At 67.9% G+C, this 15,816-nt stretch carries 16 protein-coding genes; 13 read left to right on the forward strand and 3 right to left on the reverse strand.

Translation table 11 applies throughout. The features are described from left to right. Positions 1-94 precede the first annotated feature (94 nt). The 3 genes from AU072_RS27290 to AU072_RS27300 are packed head-to-tail and all read left to right on the forward strand — an operon-like array spanning position 95 to position 4,472. On the forward strand, positions 95-1,282 hold the full coding sequence (locus AU072_RS27290) for a PA2928 family protein (RefSeq protein ID WP_064416643.1): 1,188 nt from the start codon (positions 95-97) through the stop codon (positions 1,280-1,282). Then, complete coding sequence (locus AU072_RS27295) at positions 1,272-2,876, forward strand: amidohydrolase (protein WP_064416644.1); 1,605 nt, start codon at positions 1,272-1,274, stop codon at positions 2,874-2,876. The genes AU072_RS27290 and AU072_RS27295 overlap by 11 nt, the downstream gene beginning before the upstream one ends. 30 nt (positions 2,877-2,906) lie before the next feature. After that, the gene (locus tag AU072_RS27300; RefSeq protein WP_064416645.1) at positions 2,907-4,472 is read left to right on the forward strand and encodes a long-chain-fatty-acid--CoA ligase; all 1,566 of its coding nucleotides are present in this window, start codon (positions 2,907-2,909) and stop codon (positions 4,470-4,472) included. Here the strand turns inward: AU072_RS27300 and AU072_RS27305 are convergent. Further along, positions 4,469-5,092, reverse strand: a complete 624-nt coding sequence (locus tag AU072_RS27305; RefSeq protein WP_082680918.1) for an SOUL family heme-binding protein — start codon at positions 5,090-5,092, stop codon at positions 4,469-4,471. The genes AU072_RS27300 and AU072_RS27305 overlap by 4 nt on opposite strands. Beyond that, positions 5,092-5,574 (reverse strand): TspO/MBR family protein, encoded by a 483-nt coding sequence (locus AU072_RS27310; RefSeq protein ID WP_064416680.1) that lies wholly within the window; start codon positions 5,572-5,574, stop codon positions 5,092-5,094. Before AU072_RS27310 ends, AU072_RS27305 begins: the two co-directional genes overlap by 1 nt. A 100-nt stretch (positions 5,575-5,674) precedes the next feature. Between AU072_RS27310 and AU072_RS27315 the strand changes: the two genes are divergently transcribed. From AU072_RS27315 to AU072_RS27355, 9 genes are all read left to right on the forward strand, one after another. Then, positions 5,675-6,631 carry an o-succinylbenzoate synthase gene (locus AU072_RS27315; protein ID WP_165595655.1) on the forward strand — a complete coding sequence of 319 codons (957 nt, stop codon included), beginning with the start codon at positions 5,675-5,677 and terminating at the stop codon, positions 6,629-6,631. A 41-nt stretch (positions 6,632-6,672) separates the two neighbouring features. Beyond that, positions 6,673-7,638: an oxygenase MpaB family protein gene (locus AU072_RS27320; protein WP_064416648.1), complete on the forward strand. Its 966-nt coding sequence runs from the start codon at positions 6,673-6,675 to the stop codon at positions 7,636-7,638. A gap of 9 nt (positions 7,639-7,647) precedes the next feature. After that, a complete protein-coding gene (locus AU072_RS27325) occupies positions 7,648-8,235 on the forward strand; it encodes a TetR/AcrR family transcriptional regulator (RefSeq protein ID WP_064416649.1) in 588 nt (195 codons plus the stop codon). Between the two features lie 85 nt (positions 8,236-8,320). Beyond that, positions 8,321-9,280: a GlxA family transcriptional regulator gene (locus AU072_RS27330; protein ID WP_064416681.1), complete on the forward strand. Its 960-nt coding sequence runs from the start codon at positions 8,321-8,323 to the stop codon at positions 9,278-9,280. A gap of 14 nt (positions 9,281-9,294) precedes the next feature. Then, positions 9,295-10,020, forward strand: a complete 726-nt coding sequence (locus AU072_RS27335) for a DJ-1/PfpI family protein (protein ID WP_064416650.1) — start codon at positions 9,295-9,297, stop codon at positions 10,018-10,020. Positions 10,021-10,043: 23 nt separating this feature from the next. Next, on the forward strand, positions 10,044-10,553 hold the full coding sequence (locus AU072_RS27340; RefSeq protein ID WP_064416682.1) for a nitroreductase family deazaflavin-dependent oxidoreductase: 510 nt from the start codon (positions 10,044-10,046) through the stop codon (positions 10,551-10,553). A gap of 66 nt (positions 10,554-10,619) precedes the next feature. After that, positions 10,620-11,402, forward strand: coding sequence for an alpha/beta fold hydrolase (locus AU072_RS27345; RefSeq protein ID WP_064416651.1), 783 nt, complete (start codon positions 10,620-10,622; stop codon positions 11,400-11,402). Between the two features lie 2 nt (positions 11,403-11,404). Continuing rightward, positions 11,405-13,054 carry a 2-succinyl-5-enolpyruvyl-6-hydroxy-3-cyclohexene-1-carboxylic-acid synthase gene (menD, locus tag AU072_RS27350; RefSeq protein WP_064416683.1) on the forward strand — a complete coding sequence of 550 codons (1,650 nt, stop codon included), beginning with the start codon at positions 11,405-11,407 and terminating at the stop codon, positions 13,052-13,054. An 80-nt stretch (positions 13,055-13,134) separates the two neighbouring features. Beyond that, complete coding sequence (locus AU072_RS27355; RefSeq protein ID WP_064416652.1) at positions 13,135-13,677, forward strand: DUF3592 domain-containing protein; 543 nt, start codon at positions 13,135-13,137, stop codon at positions 13,675-13,677. A gap of 3 nt (positions 13,678-13,680) precedes the next feature. On the opposite strand, the gene AU072_RS27360 is transcribed toward AU072_RS27355, so the two are convergent. Beyond that, the gene (locus AU072_RS27360) at positions 13,681-14,352 is read right to left on the reverse strand and encodes a DsbA family protein (RefSeq protein WP_064416653.1); all 672 of its coding nucleotides are present in this window, start codon (positions 14,350-14,352) and stop codon (positions 13,681-13,683) included. A 133-nt stretch (positions 14,353-14,485) separates the two neighbouring features. Between AU072_RS27360 and AU072_RS27365 the strand changes: the two genes are divergently transcribed. Beyond that, a complete protein-coding gene (locus AU072_RS27365; protein ID WP_082680915.1) occupies positions 14,486-15,691 on the forward strand; it encodes a glycosyltransferase family 4 protein in 1,206 nt (401 codons plus the stop codon). Positions 15,692-15,816: the final 125 nt, after the last annotated feature.

Below are 15,816 nucleotides of genomic sequence, written 5' to 3' on the forward strand. Positions count from 1 at the left end.
TTCGACACGTGCCGCACGAAATTTTCATCGGAGTTTGGGAGATTTCTCATCACCGAGCCAGAGCGGACTTAGACCGGGCCGCCGACAATCGGTCATGGGTATCGCACGTTCGCTCGGATTCGCCGTGGTGGTGGTCGGCGCCCTACTCGGGATGTACGCCGTCCCGCGGGTGCTCGGCGATCCGATGCCCAGCGTCGGCCCCGTCGTCGGCTTCGCCACCGTCGCCGGTCACCCCGCCGTGCTGGCGGCGTACGGCCGCACCGGCGGTGTGCGCTCGGCCCCGTTCGGTACCGACGACGTATGGCAGGAGCGCTTGGCCGCGGTGTCGCTTCACACCGGCGAACTGCTGTGGGATGTCCAGTTGCACGGCAAGAGTGGCTGGGAACGGGCCGTACTCGCCGTCGCCGACGGCCTCGCATACGTCGCCACCGACTACGGATTGTCGATCGTTGCCGTCGAGGACGGTCGGATCGTCATGCAGAACGACCAGATCCCCGGTCTCGGCAACGATTACGTGCAGGCCTACATGGCCTACCACGTCGACCCGGACCTCGACGCCGTCATCGCGCTGACCCAGTCGGGCACCGTCGTCCACATCCCGCTGGGCACAACCGAAGCCACGCCTACGCCCCACGATGTGGCCGACAACTGGCGCGGCACACTGATCGCCGACTCGGCGCCCACGCGCGACACGGCATTCGAGATGATCGACGTCGACCCGGCGGCCACGCCGAAGCGCATGGCGCTTCCCGACGGCGGCGCGGTGCACCTGTCCCGGCAGACGGGTGTGTTGACCCGCGAATGGCCCGACGGACGCACCGAGGTGCTCACCCGCATCCACGATGTGACCCGCCCCGAACTCGTCTACGAGATCGTGCGCACCCCTGCGGCGCTCGCCACCGGAGAACAACTCGCCGAAGGCACAGACATGTTCACGAAGCACCACTCGGCCGCAGCGCCACTGGGTACCGTGAGCGGCGTGGTGCTCGTGCGCGGCGACGACCCGAACACCGATGGGCGAGAGTCACTTTTGCTGATCGACATCGGGTCGGGGGAGACGATGGCGGTGGTGGCCGACCTCGACGATGTCAAGCGGGTGACCGCCACACCCGACGGGGACATCCTCGTCATCGCGACGCCCACCCCGCCCGCCTTCGAGCCCTCCAACGACAACCGTCTGATCGTGCTGCGGCCCGACGGCCGGGTCACATCGACCGATCTCGGGCTGACCGACTTCTGGGGCCGTACCAAAGCCGACACGAGGAGCAGCGATGCCCGCTGACCTGATCATCCGTGGAACCATCCTGACGGTCGACGAAAGCCAGCCGACCGCGGAGGCGCTCGCGGTGAGCGACGGCCGCATCGTCGCCGTGGGCAGCGGCAACGAGATCGACGGCTGGATCGGCCCCGGCACCGAGACCCGCGACGTCGACGGGTGCGTGATGCCAGGATTCGTCGAGGCGCACGGCCATCCGCTGATGGAGGCCATCGTGCTGTCCGAGCGGATGGTCGACATCCGGCCGGTCACACTGCCCAAGGGCGACGACGTGGTCGCCGCCATCAAGACCGAGGTCGCCAACCGCGGCGCCGAGGGTGCGTACCTCAACGGCTGGGATCCGCTGCTGCAGAAGGGCTTACCGGCGCCGACATTGGCCTGGCTCGACGACGTCGCCCCCGACGATCCCTTGGTGATCGTGCACAACTCGGGGCACAAGGCCTACTTCAACAGCGCCACCGCCCGGCGCTTCGGGCTCACCCGCGACACCCCCGACCCCAAAGGCGCCCGGTACGGCCGCGACGCGAACGGTGAACTCGACGGCACCGCCGAGGAGACCGCAGCGGTGTTCAGCCTGCTGGCCGGCGTGATCGATCCCGCCGACTACCCGGCGATGCTGCACACCGAACTGCAGCGGCTCAACGCCGCCGGACTGACCACCTGCTCGGAGATGGCCTTCGATCCGGTGTTCCGGCCGGTGATCGAAACGCTGCGCACTGAATTGAGCGTGCGGCTGCGGCTCTACGAAATCTCCAATGCCCAGATGTCCACCGACGCGACCCCGGGCACCGGCGACGACCTGCTCCGTCAGGTCGGGATCAAGATCTGGGTCGACGGGTCGCCGTGGATCGGCAACATCGACCTGTCGTTTCCGTACTTGGACACCGACGCCACGCGCACCATCGGCGTCGCACCCGGATCGTGCGGGCACGCCAACTACACCCGCGAACAACTCACCGAGATCGTCCACGCCTACTTCCCCCAGGGCTGGCCGATGGCCTGCCACGTCCAGGGCGACGCCGGCGTCGACACCATCCTCGACGTGTACGAAGAAGCGTTGCGGCGCTGGCCCCGTGACGATCACCGGCTGCGGCTCGAGCACGTCGGCGCCATCCGCGACGATCAGCTGCAACGCGCGCACGACCTCGGCGTCGTCTGCAGCGTGTTCGTCGATCAGATCCACTACTGGGGCGACATCATCGTCGATGGATTGTTCGGCACCGAACACGGAAGCCGTTGGATGCCATGCGGATCCGCGGTCGCCACGGGTATGCGGATCTCGCTGCACAACGATCCGCCGGTCACCCCCGAAGAACCGCTGCGCAACATCAGCGTCGCGGCCACCCGCACGGCTCCGAGCGGGCGGGTGATCGGCCCGGAGCAACGCATCTCCGTCGAGCAGGCGATCCGGGCGCAGACAGTGGACGCGGCCTACCAGCTGTTCGCCGACGATGTGGTCGGCTCGCTGGAAGTGGGCAAGTACGCCGACATGGTGGTGCTGTCGGCCGATCCGCGCACGGTGGCGCCCGAGGAGATCGCCGATCTGCAGGTGCAGGCCACGTATCTGGCCGGCCGACAGGTTTACCGCAAAGGCGACTGACCAGACCGCGACGGTCGCTAGGCTTCTCCCATGTCTGACCTGCATGACCCGCAATTCCTCGACGAACGGCTCGCGCACTGGGCCGAAACCCAACCCGACGCCGAGGCGATGACCTTCCTCGACCGCACCTGGACCTGGTCGCAATGGAACGACCGGGTCCGCCGCCTGGCGGGCGCGTTGCAGCAGCGCGGAATCAAACGCGGTGACGTGGTGGCCTTCCTCGACAAGAACCACCCGGCCTGCGTCGAATTGACCATCGCGGCCGCGTCGTTGGGCGCGGCAACGGCGATCATCAACTTCCGGCTGGCCGCCGATGAGATCGACTACGTGCTCACCGACTCGGAAGCCAAGCTGTTGATCGTGGGCACGGAGCTGAAGCCGACGATCGACAAGATCCGCGACAAGCTCACCCACGTCGAACACCTCATCGAGGTGACACCCGACGGCGGTGACGGTGACGAGTACGAGGCGCTGCTCACCGACGCGACGCCGGTCGGGCGCGCCGACGATGTTCAGCCCGACGACGTGGCGATCATCATGTACTCATCGGGCACGACGGGACGCCCGAAGGGTGTGCAGATCACCCAGGCCAACCTGATCGCGCACACCGTCAACGCGCACAACGGGTGGGGCTTCGACGAGGGCGACAAGAGCATGGTGTCGATGCCGCTCTTCCACGTCGGCGGATCGTCCTACGTGCAGTTCAGCATTCACGACGGTGTGCCGACGGTGATGACGCGCGAGGTCGACGGCGCCGCGCTGGCCGGCGCAATCCTCAACGGCGCCAACCGAACCTTCCTGGTGCCCGCGGTGCTGGCCAAGGTGCTGGAGTCCGGCGAGGACGCGGTCAAGTTGTTCGGGGCACTGAAGACGTACGTGTACGGCGCGTCGCCGATGCCGCTGCCGCTGCTGCGCGCGGCGTTGGAGGCTTGGCCGAACACCGATTTCATCCAGGTGTACGGGCTGACCGAGGTCTGCGGCGTGATCAGCCAGCTGTTGCCCGACGACCACCGCTCGGGCACCGAGGAACGGCTGGTCAGCGCGGGGCGAGTCATCCCCGGCGCCGAGGTCCGGGTGGTCGACCCGGACACGCTGAAAGATGTGCCGGCAGGGGAGCAGGGCGAATTGTGGTTCCGCACACCGCAACTGATGAAGGGGTACCACAACAAACCCGAGGCGACGGCGGAGGCGATCACCGACGACGGCTGGTTCCGCACGGGAGACATCGGCCGCATCGACGATGACGGTTACATCTTCGTCGAGGACCGCCTCAAGGACATGATCATCTCCGGCGGAGAGAACATCTACTCCATCGAGGTGGAACGCGTCATCGCCGAACACCCCGCCGTGACCGACGTCGCGGTGATCGGCGTGCCCGACGAGAAGTGGGGCGAAGTGGTCAAGGCCGTTGTGTCGGTCGAGGATTCGGTGGCACCCGAAGACCTCATCGCATGGTGCCGGGAACGGCTCGCGGCGTACAAGTGCCCCAAGACGGTCGACATCACCGATGAGCTGCCCCGCAATCCGACGGGCAAGATCCTGAAAAAGGAGCTGCGTAAGCCCTACTGGGAGGGCCGAGACCGCGCGACGGTCTAGTCGGTGGGCCGCACCGGGATCGCGATCTCGTTGCGGCGGCGGAACGGCAGCGTCCACGGCGGGTCGTAAAACCAGGACTGCGGCGGCCCGACGGCCTCGATCCCGTTGGCGCGCAGCGTCGCCGAGAGCTCACGCGTGCGTTCGGCGACGGCTCGCGGACTGCGATCGCCGGTGAACCGCAGCACCGCGACCGTTTCACCCGGCACCTGGACCAACCGCACGTTCTCGTCGTCGGGAGTGGGCAATGTGTCCATCGTCCACTTCGACGGCATGTAGAAGCGGATCGTCGAGTTCTCGCCGTCGCGGGCTTGCGAGACCGGCGCCGTCATCGCGATCTTCTCGCGCGACTGCTGGCTGACCGGTGCGGTCATCGCGATCGTCTCGTCGCGGTGGTTGCCGCCGAAGATGTAGCCGGCAAGGCGCCGGAACCCGATGCTTCTGGCGCGGTCCTCGTCGGCGCTCACCGTGGTCTCGGCGGCGATCCTGGGACCGTACCGGCGTATCTCCACCTGCCCGGACAGCTTCGTGGCCAGGTAGTGCGGCTCTTCGGTGCCCACCCGGATCCCGACCATCGAGAACACCGACTCCGCGACCTGGCGCGGGATCTCCAATAGCCGCATCATCGTCGGTTAAGGAACCAGATGTGCGTCGACAGCGCGGTCGCGAACGCACACCACAGCGGATACAACGCCAGCGGCGCCGCCTGGGCGCCGCGCACCTGCACGGCACGGCGGGTGAGGTCGGCGCTGCTGAGCGTCAGCGCGCCCGCCGCCACCGCCGACGTGCCGAGCTTGCCCTGGTTGAAGAACAACCACGACCAGCTGCCGTTGAGCACCAGGTTGACCGCGAGGGCGGTGAGGTAGCGCCGACGTTCCTCGCTTCGGCCACGGCGCTCGAGTTCGTCGAGCGTCGCCGACGAGGTCACGGCGATATCGGCGTACAGAATGGGCCACACGATCGGAAACGCTTGCCGCGGTGGTTGATACGGCGGCTTACGCAGCTTCGCGTACCAGAGGGACTGCGAGTCCTTGCTGGCCAGGCCACCGGCAACCGCGGTCACCGTCACCGCCAGCGCCGAGGGCACCAGAGTCTTCAGTTGCACCATGTGCTCCTACTACGAATCACAATTAGTTAAGCAACTGAAAGGTAGCCGGATTCGCGATCGTTAAACCTGCCGACCCGGAACCGGCAGGATGGTGCGCATGCCGCAGCTCGACGACGTCCTCGACCGCATGCACGTCGTCGCCCTCCCGATGCGGGTGCGCTTTCGCGGCATCACGGTCCGCGAAGTCGCGCTGATCGAGGGCCCGGCCGGGTGGGGCGAGTTCGGCGCGTTCCTCGAATACGAGCCGCCGGAGGCAGCGCATTGGCTGGCATCCGCGCTGGAGGCGGCCTATGAACCACCGCCGCAGGTACATCGCGACAAGATTCCGATCAACGCGACCGTGCCCGCCGTCGACGCCGCCCAGGTGCCGGAGGTGCTGGCACGCTTCCCCGGAGCGCGCACCGCGAAGGTCAAGGTCGCCGAGCCGGGGCAGACCTTGGCCGATGACACGGCGCGCGTGAACGCGGTGCGGGCCGCAATGCCGACGGTGCGGGTCGATGCCAACGGTGGCTGGAGCGTCGACGAAGCGGTCGCGGCGGCGACGGCGCTGACCGCCGACGGTCCGCTGGAATACCTGGAACAACCGTGCGCCACGGTGGCGGAACTGGCCGAATTGCGCCGCCGCGTAGACGTTCCGATCGCCGCCGACGAGAGCATCCGCAAGGCCACCGACCCCCTGCGGGTGGTGCGCGAGAAGGCGGCGGACATCGCGGTGCTCAAGGTCGCACCGTTGGGCGGGGTGCGTGCGCTGCTCGCGATCGCCGCGCAGATCGATATCCCCGTCGTCGTCTCCAGTGCGTTGGACTCGGCGGTCGGTATCGGCCGCGGCCTACTCGCCGCCGCGGCGCTGCCAGACCTGCGCTACGCGTGCGGGCTGGGCACCGGCGGGTTGTTCGTCGATGACGTCGCCGAACCACTGCGTGCCCGGGGTGGGTACCTGCCGGCGGCGCCCGCCGAACCCGATCCGGCGCGCCTATCGGCGCTGGCCGCACCTCCGGACCGCCGCCGGTGGTGGATCGAGAGGGTCCGCGCCTGTCACCCGTTGACACATTGACACAAGTCACTAGTCTCTGTTTCAGAAGCTACGGAGGCGACATGACCGAAACGGCCGAAGCTCCACCCGTCCAGATCGCCGGCGATGTCCGCCCAAAGGTCATGCGCGAGTTCCGAAAACACAGCGGCAGCGCGCTCGGTGGCTTCTTCGGCGCGGCGGCCTTCGACGAGGTCGCGTTGGTGCCGGTGGCCGCGGCCGTCGACAAGACCGGTCGATTCGAGGCCAACTTCGCTGATCGAGGGGTGCGAAGTGGGCTATCGGCGTTCCTCGCGATCTGGGGCGATCCGCACGACCGAGCCGCCGAGGGGGAGCGGCTCAAGCGAATGCATCGCGAGGTGCGCGGCCGCGGTGACGGCGCGTTCACCGACGTGCGCTACAGCGCGCTCGATCCGAAGCTGTGGAACTGGATTGCGGTGAGCGGGATGTTCCTCGTGTTGAACTCGTTCACTCCCTGTACGGCGATCACCATGACCGAAGCCGAGAAGGAGGCGGCCTATCAGCAGTTGCTCGAGGCCTTCCGGTCATTGGAACTGCCCGGAAACCACGCCAAACTCCCGGCGAGCTACGACGAGGCCGTGCGGTACTACGACTCGATGGTCGACAACGAGCTGGCCGACAACGCGTTTCTGCGCCGCGTCACCGATCAGCTGACGCGACTGCCGTTGCCGACGTTGATGATTCCACCCGTGATGCGCGTCGCGCTGACTCCGCCGTGGCTGCTTCTACGACCTGTCGCCGGACGCGTCGTCAAAATCTGCTCGTTCGGCATCTTGCATCCCGGGATCCGCGAGATGACGGGCTTCCAATGGGAGGACCGCCATCAGCGGGAGTTCGAGGTGTACACCCGCGTGCTGCAACTGGCGTGGCGGGTACTCCCCGACAAGGTGAGGCTGATTCCGTTGGCGCGCAACCGGTTGGAGTACGAGAAGCTCGTGCGGTTCCACCGCTCGGTCACGCTCGACTCCTTCGCGCCGCCTGCGGCGTGCCCGGCCGGTCGGCGGGCATAACCTAGACCGATGCGCCGTCTCCGCAACACCGACAGCCGCACCGAACAGGAGGCCGCGATCCTCAAGGCGGCCGCCGAGGAGGTCGCGCTCGTCGGCGTCGGCAGGGCCAGCATGGACGTCATCGCGCGCCAAGCAGGCGTCAGCCGCAGCACGCTGTATCGCCGCTTTCCGAGCCGCGACGTGTTGATCACCGAACTCGGAAGGCAGACATTCGATTTCGCGATGGCACGCCTGCAGACCGTCGGCATCGACTCCGGCGCCAAGGAGGCTGCCGTCGCGGCGTTCTGCGAGGGCCTGCGGCTGCTGACGGCCGAACCGGTCATGCGCCGGTTCCTGCGGCTCGACGGCGACCTGTCGACGATGTCGGGCATGTACGACGAGGCCCAGGAGTTCCTCGACAGCGCATCCGCCGCCATGGCCAGGGCGTTGAGGGCCGCCGGCGCGACCATGCCCGACGAGGACCTGCTTGCGGTCAGTGAGCTGCACATCCGGCTGGCCGCATCGCTGGCTCAGGTACGCACGCCGGTGCTCGACGTCAACGACGGCGACGCGGTGCGCGCCTATGCGCTCAAACACCTCGCCCCGCTGGTGTGGTGAGCATCCGACACTCGTCGCCGGCGATGTCCTGATCTGTGGGCTGCATGGCCTAGACGCCATCGACCTGGTGGCCAACACTGGGTTCATGCGATCGGTGGTGATTCTCGGCTTTACCGGCGTGCAGGCCCTGGACCTGGTCGGTCCATTCGAGGTGTTCACGGGAGCGTCCCGATATCTGCAGGGCATGGGCCGCGAGGGCTACGACGCCAAAGTGGTGACACTCGATGGCGAACCGGCGACCACCGGCACCGGCCTGGCGCTCGTCGCCGCACCACTGCCGGACCCGCGCGCACCGATCGACACCCTGGTCCTTCCCGGCGGTGCCGGAGTTCAGGACGCTCGGAACAACCTCGACCTGATCAACTGGATCCAGACCGTCGCCCCGAACTCGCGCCGGGTCGTCAGCGTGTGCACCGGCGCGTTCCTCGCCGCCGAGGCCGGCCTGCTCGACGGCTGCACCGCCACCACACACTGGGCCTACACCGACCAACTCTCGAGTGAATTCCCGGCGGTGACAGTCGATCCCGAGCCGATCTTCGTGCGCAGCAACGATCGGACATGGACCGCCGCCGGCGTCACCGCCGGCATCGACCTCGCACTCTCGCTCGTCGAGGACGACCACGGCACCGATGTCGCGCAGACGGTCGCGCGCTGGCTCGTCATGTACCTGCGCAGGCCGGGCGGCCAGACACAGTTCGCCGCACCGGTGTGGATGCCACGCGCCAAGAGGGCGCCCATCCGCGAGGTGCAGGAAGCCATCGAAACCGAACCCGGTGGCGTGCACAGCATCACGGAGCTGGCCCGTCGTGCCGCGATGAGCCCGCGCCACTTCACCCGGTTGTTCACCGAGGAGGTGGGGGAGGCGCCCGGCGCCTACGTCGAGCGGATCCGCACCGAAGCCGCGCGCCGCCAGCTCGAGGAGACCGACGACACCGTCACCGTCATCGCCGCGCGATGCGGATTCGGCAGCGCCGAATCGCTTCGACGTAATTTCGTTCGCCGCCTTGGTATTTCACCCGACCAGTATCGCAAGACCTTCGCCTGAACAGGAGACTGCCAATGACTCAGATCGCGATCATGGTGTACCCCGGCTACACCGCGCTCGACTTCATCGGCCCCTACGAGGTGCTGCGCAACCTACCCGACGCCGAGGTGCGGTTCGTCTGGCACGAACCGGGGCCGATCGAGGCCGACTCCGGCGTGCTGCTCGTCGGCGCCACCCATTCGTTCGACGAGACACCCTCGCCCGACATCGTTTTGGTCCCCGGCGGACTGTCGAGCTTCCAGCACGCCCGCGACGAGAAGGTGCTCGACTGGGTCCGCACGGCCCACGAGACGTCGACCTGGACGACGTCGGTGTGCTCGGGTTCGGTCATCCTCGCCGCCGCGGGCCTGCTCGATGGCCGACGCGCGACGTCGCACTGGATGGCGTTGCCGATGCTCAAACCGTTCGGCGTCGACACCGTCTCCGACCATCGCGTGGTCCACGACGGCAAGATCGTCACTGCCGCGGGGGTGTCGGCCGGAATCGACCTCGGCCTGTGGCTCTACGGGCAGATCGCCGGTGACGCGAAGGCCAAGGCGGTGCAACTCGTCATCGAATACGATCCGCAGCCGCCCTACGACTCCGGGCACCTGTCGAAGGCGTCGGCCGCCACCAAGGCGACCGCATCGACCCTGCTGAGCCGCGACACCGTCAAACAGCGACAGCTCGCCCCGACGATGGCGCTGCTGTGGACCGCCGCGGTGCAACGGGTCCGCAGGAAGGCGGTCTCGGCGCGCTGACGGTCGGCGATACCCTCGCAGCTGTGGGAATTCCTCAAGTGCGGCCCGATCCGCCGACGCCGTTCGTGCGTGCGGGCGCCCGTTTGATGGGGTTGGGGCCGTCGCGGTGGTTTCTGCGCCGCATCGGATGGCGGCTGGATCGCGCGGTGATCAATTTGACCAACGGCCGGGTCTCGATGTCGCTGGTCATGCCGGAGGTGCTGCTCACGCACACGGGCGCCAAGACCGGCCGACAGCGCAGCACGCCGCTGACCTACTTCACCGATGCCGGCCGGGTGATCGTCATCGCCTCCAACTACGGCGGCGACCGGCATCCGGCGTGGTTTCACAATGTCAAAGCCAACCCGCGGGTCACGCTGTCGGCGCGCGGCTACCGGGGCACCTTCATCGGCGAGGAGGTCACCGGGGCCGAACGGGACCGCCTGTTCGAGCTGGCCAAACAGTTCGTACCGAACTACGCCGACTACGAGAAGCGCGCCGCCGGCCGCCGTATCCCGGTCATCGCGTTCACCGAAGCGACGGAATCGGCATAGTCGCGCCGGGTGCGCCCGACTGCACCCGAAGCGCCGTACGCGTGAGACTTGAGTACCGTCGGTCGGGTGAATTTGGCGTACGACGATCGCGGTAGCGGCCCATCGGTACTGTTCATCGCCGGTCACGGCGGTGCGGGCCGAACCTGGCACCTGCATCAGGTGCCCGAGTTCCAGCGCGCCGGCTACCGCTGCATCACGTTCGATAACCGCGGGGTGGGCGCCACCGAGAACGCCACCGGCTTCACCACCGAGACGATGGTGTCCGACACGGCCGCGCTGATCGAGAAGCTCGACGCGGCGCCGGTGCGCATCGTCTCGGTGTCGATGGGCTCCTACATCGCCCAGGAGCTGATGGTGGCCCGGCCCGACCTGGTCGACCGGGCGGTGTTGATGGCCACCCGTGGCCGCGAGGATCGCACCCGCGAGTTCTTCCGCGACGCCGAGCGCGAACTCGCCGCCTCCAACGTGGTGCTGCCCACCAAGTACGACGCGAAACTGCGCCTGCTGGAGAGCTTCTCGCCCAAGACGCTCAACGACGACGTCAAGGTCCGCGACTGGATCGACATGTTCGTCATGTGGCCGACCAAGCCCACACCCGGCGGGCGTGCGCAGATTGAGGTCCGGCCGCAGGGGAACCGACTGCCGGCTTACCGAAGTATTACGGCCCCCACACTGGTCATCGGGTTCGCCGACGACCTGGTGCTGCCCCCGCACCTGAGTCGCGAGGTCGCCGACGCGATCCCGAACGGCCGCTACCTGGAGATTCCCGACGCCGGCCACCTCGGCTTCCTGGAGCATCCCGAGGCGATCAACAAAGCGGCGCTCGATTTCTTCGCCGATAAGCTGTAGTGGTGAACCCCTCGACCGCGCAGGCCCGCGTGGTCGTCGACGAACTGATTCGCGGCGGCGTACGGGACGTCGTGCTGTGCCCCGGATCGCGTAACGCCCCGCTGGCCTTTGCGTTGCAGGACGCCGACCGCGCAGGACGGCTCCGGTTGCACGTCCGCATCGACGAGCGCACCGCGGGCTTCCTGGCCATCGGGTTGGCGATCGCCGAACGTGCCCCGGTCTGCATCGCGATGACGTCGGGGACCGCGGTGGCCAACCTCGGGCCCGCCGTGGTCGAGGCGAACTACGCGCGGGTGCCGCTGGTCGTGCTGAGCGCCAACCGTCCCTACGAGTTGCTCGGCACCGGCGCGAACCAGACCTTCGAGCAGCTGGGGTATTTCGGCACGCAGGTCCGCGCGTCGATCAGCCTGGGCCTGGCCGAGGAATCCCCGGAGCATCTCGATGTGCTCAACGCGCAATGGCGTTCCGCCGTATGTCGGATTCTGGTGGCGGCCAAGGGTTCTCGATCCGCGAATGCGGGCCCCGTGCAGTTCGACATCCCGCTGCGGGAGCCGTTGGTGCCCGATGCGGACGAGACGGTGACCTACGTGCCGCAGGGCAGGCCCGGCGGCAAGCCGTGGACGTACACGCCGCCGGTGTCCTTCGACCAGCCGCTCGACATCGACTTGACGCCGGACACCGTCGTGATCGCCGGGCACGGCGCGGGCGAGCATCCGAACCTGGCCGCGTTGCCGACCGTCGCCGAACCGACGGCGCCGGCCGCGGACAACCCGCTGCACCCCTTCGCGCTGCGGTTGGTGCGGCCCAAACAGGTCATCATGCTCGGCCGCCCGACGCTGCACCGCCCGGTTTCGGCGCTGTTGGCCGACCCGTCGGTGCCGGTGTACGCGCTGACCACCGGTCCCCGCTGGCCCGACGTGTCGGGCAATTCGCAGGCCACCGGTACCCGCGCCGTCACCACGGGCACCCCGGACCCCGCCTGGCTCGCCAGGTGCGCCGAGGTGCACCGGCACGCGATGGAGGCGGTCCACTCGCAGCTGCGGGCGCATCCGCTCAAGACCGGTTTGCACGTGGCCGCCGCGGTCGCCGACGCGGTCCGGCCCGGCGACCAGCTGGTGCTCGGCGCGTCGAACCCGGTACGTGACGCGGCGCTGGTCGGCCTGAGCACCCACGGCGTCAAGGTGCGATCGAACCGCGGAGTCGCCGGTATCGACGGCACGGTGTCGACGGCCATCGGGGCTGCGCTCGCCCATGAGCGGGCGGGTGGCGGGAGCGGGGCGAACCGCACGATCGCGCTGCTCGGTGATCTGACGTTCGTTCACGACAGCTCGGGGTTGTTGATCGGGCCGACGGAGCCGACGCCGCGCAACCTGACCATCGTGGTGTCCAATGACAACGGCGGCGGCATCTTCGAACTGCTCGAGCAGGGCGACCCGCGGTTCTCCGACGTGTCGTCGCGCATCTTCGGCACTCCGCACGACGTCGACGTGGGCGCTCTGTGCCGGGCGTATCACGTCGAGAGCCGGCAACTCGAGGCCGACGATCTGGCCGAGGCGCTCGACGAACCCTACGACGGCATGCGGGTGCTGGAGGTGAAGGCCGACCGGTCGTCGTTGCGGGCGCTGCACGCGTCGATCAAGGCGGCCCTGTGAGCGGAGCGAACGATTCAGCTTCTGTGAGCGAAGCGAACGATTCAGCCCCTGTGAGCGGAACCGGACTGAGGCGATCGGCCGTGGACCGCCTGCGGAAACCCATCCGATGGGCGCGCCGGTTCCTGCCACGGCTGACCGCCGACCCCAACGAGTCACACCGCCAGCGGGTGTTCCGGCGGATCCGCGTCGGCATCGTGATCGCGGCATGCCTGGTGACCCTGCAGTCGGTGCTGATGGTGTTGGGCGCGTGGCGCAATGACCGCCAGATCGAGCGGCACATGGGCGTTGCCGCCGCCGAGGTGCTCGACGCCGGGCCGCGCCGGTCGACGATCGAGTTCGTCACCCCCGACCGCGTCACATACCGCCCCGAACTCGGTGTGCTCTATCCCTCCGAGCTCGAGACGGGGATGAACATCTACGTCGAATACGACACCAACGACCCGGATCTCGTTCGCGTGCAGCACCGCAACGCGGCGTTGGCGATCATCCCGGCGAGTTCGATCGCGGTCGTCGGCTGGCTGATCGCCAGCGCCGCATTGGCCGGCGTGACGCTGATCGAGCGCAGAAGCTCACCGCGTTCGACTCCCGATCGGAACTCCGCCGAGCTGTCGAGCGCGATCTGACGGTCAGGACTGGATCAGCTTGTCGAGCCAGTCGTTGTCATAGATATCGACCTTCTCGCCGGTGACCAGGTCGTAGACGGTCGGTGTGCCGGTGGCCCCGGGATCCACGTCGTACAGGAAACCGAAGTTGCTCTCGTCCATCTCGACGATGTTCACCGCCGACCCGCCGGTGGCGACCCGCTTGACGGCCTTGTCGGGCATGCCTGCGGCGCTGGCCATGTCGGCCATCTCGTCGTCGCTCGGACCCGGCCCGCCCGGATCCTGGTTGGCCCACAACTCTTTGACGAACCGCTGGAACTGGGTGCCGGTCGCGCCGCTTCCGGTGGCGAGGAACAACGCGTTGCTCACCCGCGCCGAGTGTCCGTCGGTCGCCTCGTCGAGGAAGATCAGCGGTCGGTACGTGACGTTGAGTTGGCCGACACCGATGTAGTAGGCGAGCTGATCGCCGAAATCGGCTTGTAGGTCCGCGCAATGGGTGCATTGCGGCTCGGTGAAGATCTCGATTTTGACCGGTGCGTCGTCGAATCCGGCCACCACTCCGAAACCGTCTTCGCTGACCTTCAGTGGGGCCTGGGCGGGATCGCGCTTGGCGGTCCCGGCGACATGGTTGGTGCAGCCGACGGCGGCGAGCAGCACGGTGAGCGCCAACACCGCCAGTGTCCGCGAGAACCGCATGTCGACCGCCCTTTCTCTGGTGCGCACGATACTCGACGCGAACGCGTCGCAGCACCCGTTGGCGCACCGGGCTTTCGCCTGCCGTATTCCTGGCCGCAACCTTCGCGACAGGCTGCGCTGAGACGATTCCGTCGTGCGCGTGGCAATCGTCGCAGAATCGTTCCTCCCGAATGTCAACGGCGTCACCAACTCGGTGCTGCGGGTGATCGAGCATCTCCGCCGCACCGGACACGAAGCCCTCGTCATCGCCCCCGACACGCCTCGCGGCGAACCACCCGCCGAACGCGTGCACGACGGCATCCGCGTCCATCGCGTGCCTTCGCGGATGTTCCCCAAGGTCACTTCGCTGCCTCTCGGCGTACCACGACCCCGGATCGTCGGTGTGCTACGGGGATTCGACCCCGACATCGTGCACCTGGCCTCACCCGCGTTGCTCGGGTACGGCGGCCTGTGCGCCGCACGCCATCTCGGTGTTCCGACCGTGGCCGTGTTCCAGACCGACGTCGCCGGATTCGCCGAGAGTTACGGCGTCGGCTTCACGTCCCGCGCCGCGTGGGCGTGGACGAGGCATCTGCACAGCCGGGCCGACCGGACCCTCGCCCCGTCCACCGCCGCGATGGAAGACCTGACGGTGCACGGCATTCCGCGTGTGCACAAGTGGGGGAGGGGTGTCGACATCACCGGCTTCGTGCCGTCGGCGCGCGACGACGCGCTGCGGCGCCGGTGGTCGCCCGGCGGTAAGCCGATCGTCGGGTTCGTCGGTCGCCTCGCGCCGGAGAAGCACGTCGAGCGACTGGCGGTGCTCGCGCAGCGGGATGACATGCGGGTGGTCATCGTCGGCGACGGTATCGACCGGGCCAAGCTTCAAAGCCTGCTTCCCTCAGCGGTTTTCACCGGTGCGCTGTACGGCCGGGACCTGGCAGCCGCGTACGCCAGCATGGATGTGTTCGTGCATCCCGGCGAGCACGAGACCTTCTGTCAGGCGGTTCAGGAGGCGATGGCCTCGGGTCTGCCGGTCATCGCCCCGGACGCCGGCGGCCCGCGGGACCTCGTCGCCCCCTACCGCACCGGGCTTCTTCTGGCGGTCGACGAGTTCGAGGCCCGCCTGCCGGAGTCCGTCGAGCACCTGATCGCCGAGCGGCAACGGTATTCGATCGCTGCGCGCCGCAGTGTGCTGATGCGCACCTGGCCGGCGATCTGCGACGAACTCCTCGGCCACTACCGAGACGTCATCGCCGAATCCGGCGCTCCCCATTCCCGCGACCGTGCGCGTCTGCACCCGACACGCCGCGGAAATTCGACACTTCGCGCACAGTCGCGCCGCAGCGAGAGTGCGTAACTGTCGACCCCGGGTGTGGCCAATTGCGCGACTGATGTGCAAGCCCGATTTTGTCGGTGGTCGAATGTATGTTCGAAGCATGTCGGGAGTCGACCTGCAGGCCGCGGTGAGCGCGTTGCGTGCCG

Origin of the sequence: Mycolicibacterium novocastrense, from assembly GCF_001499835.1 — a bacterium.
GTDB classification, from domain to species: Bacteria; Actinomycetota; Actinomycetes; order Mycobacteriales; family Mycobacteriaceae; genus Mycobacterium; species Mycobacterium novocastrense.

Bases quoted from the DNA above. Each gene is read 5' to 3' on its own strand.
- AU072_RS27290 (WP_064416643.1), top strand. From the start codon at position 95: ATGGGTATCGCACGTTCGCTCGGATTCGCCGTGGTGGTGGTCGGCGCC.
- AU072_RS27295 (WP_064416644.1), top strand. From the start codon at position 1,272: ATGCCCGCTGACCTGATCATCCGTGGAACCATCCTGACGGTCGACGAA.
- AU072_RS27300 (WP_064416645.1), top strand. From the start codon at position 2,907: ATGTCTGACCTGCATGACCCGCAATTCCTCGACGAACGGCTCGCGCAC.
- AU072_RS27305 (WP_082680918.1), bottom strand. From the start codon at position 5,092: ATGCGGCTATTGGAGATCCCGCGCCAGGTCGCGGAGTCGGTGTTCTCG.
- AU072_RS27315 (WP_165595655.1), top strand. From the start codon at position 5,675: ATGCCGCAGCTCGACGACGTCCTCGACCGCATGCACGTCGTCGCCCTC.
- AU072_RS27320 (WP_064416648.1), top strand. From the start codon at position 6,673: ATGACCGAAACGGCCGAAGCTCCACCCGTCCAGATCGCCGGCGATGTC.
- AU072_RS27325 (WP_064416649.1), top strand. From the start codon at position 7,648: ATGCGCCGTCTCCGCAACACCGACAGCCGCACCGAACAGGAGGCCGCG.
- AU072_RS27330 (WP_064416681.1), top strand. From the start codon at position 8,321: ATGCGATCGGTGGTGATTCTCGGCTTTACCGGCGTGCAGGCCCTGGAC.
- AU072_RS27335 (WP_064416650.1), top strand. From the start codon at position 9,295: ATGACTCAGATCGCGATCATGGTGTACCCCGGCTACACCGCGCTCGAC.
- AU072_RS27360 (WP_064416653.1), bottom strand. From the start codon at position 14,352: ATGCGGTTCTCGCGGACACTGGCGGTGTTGGCGCTCACCGTGCTGCTC.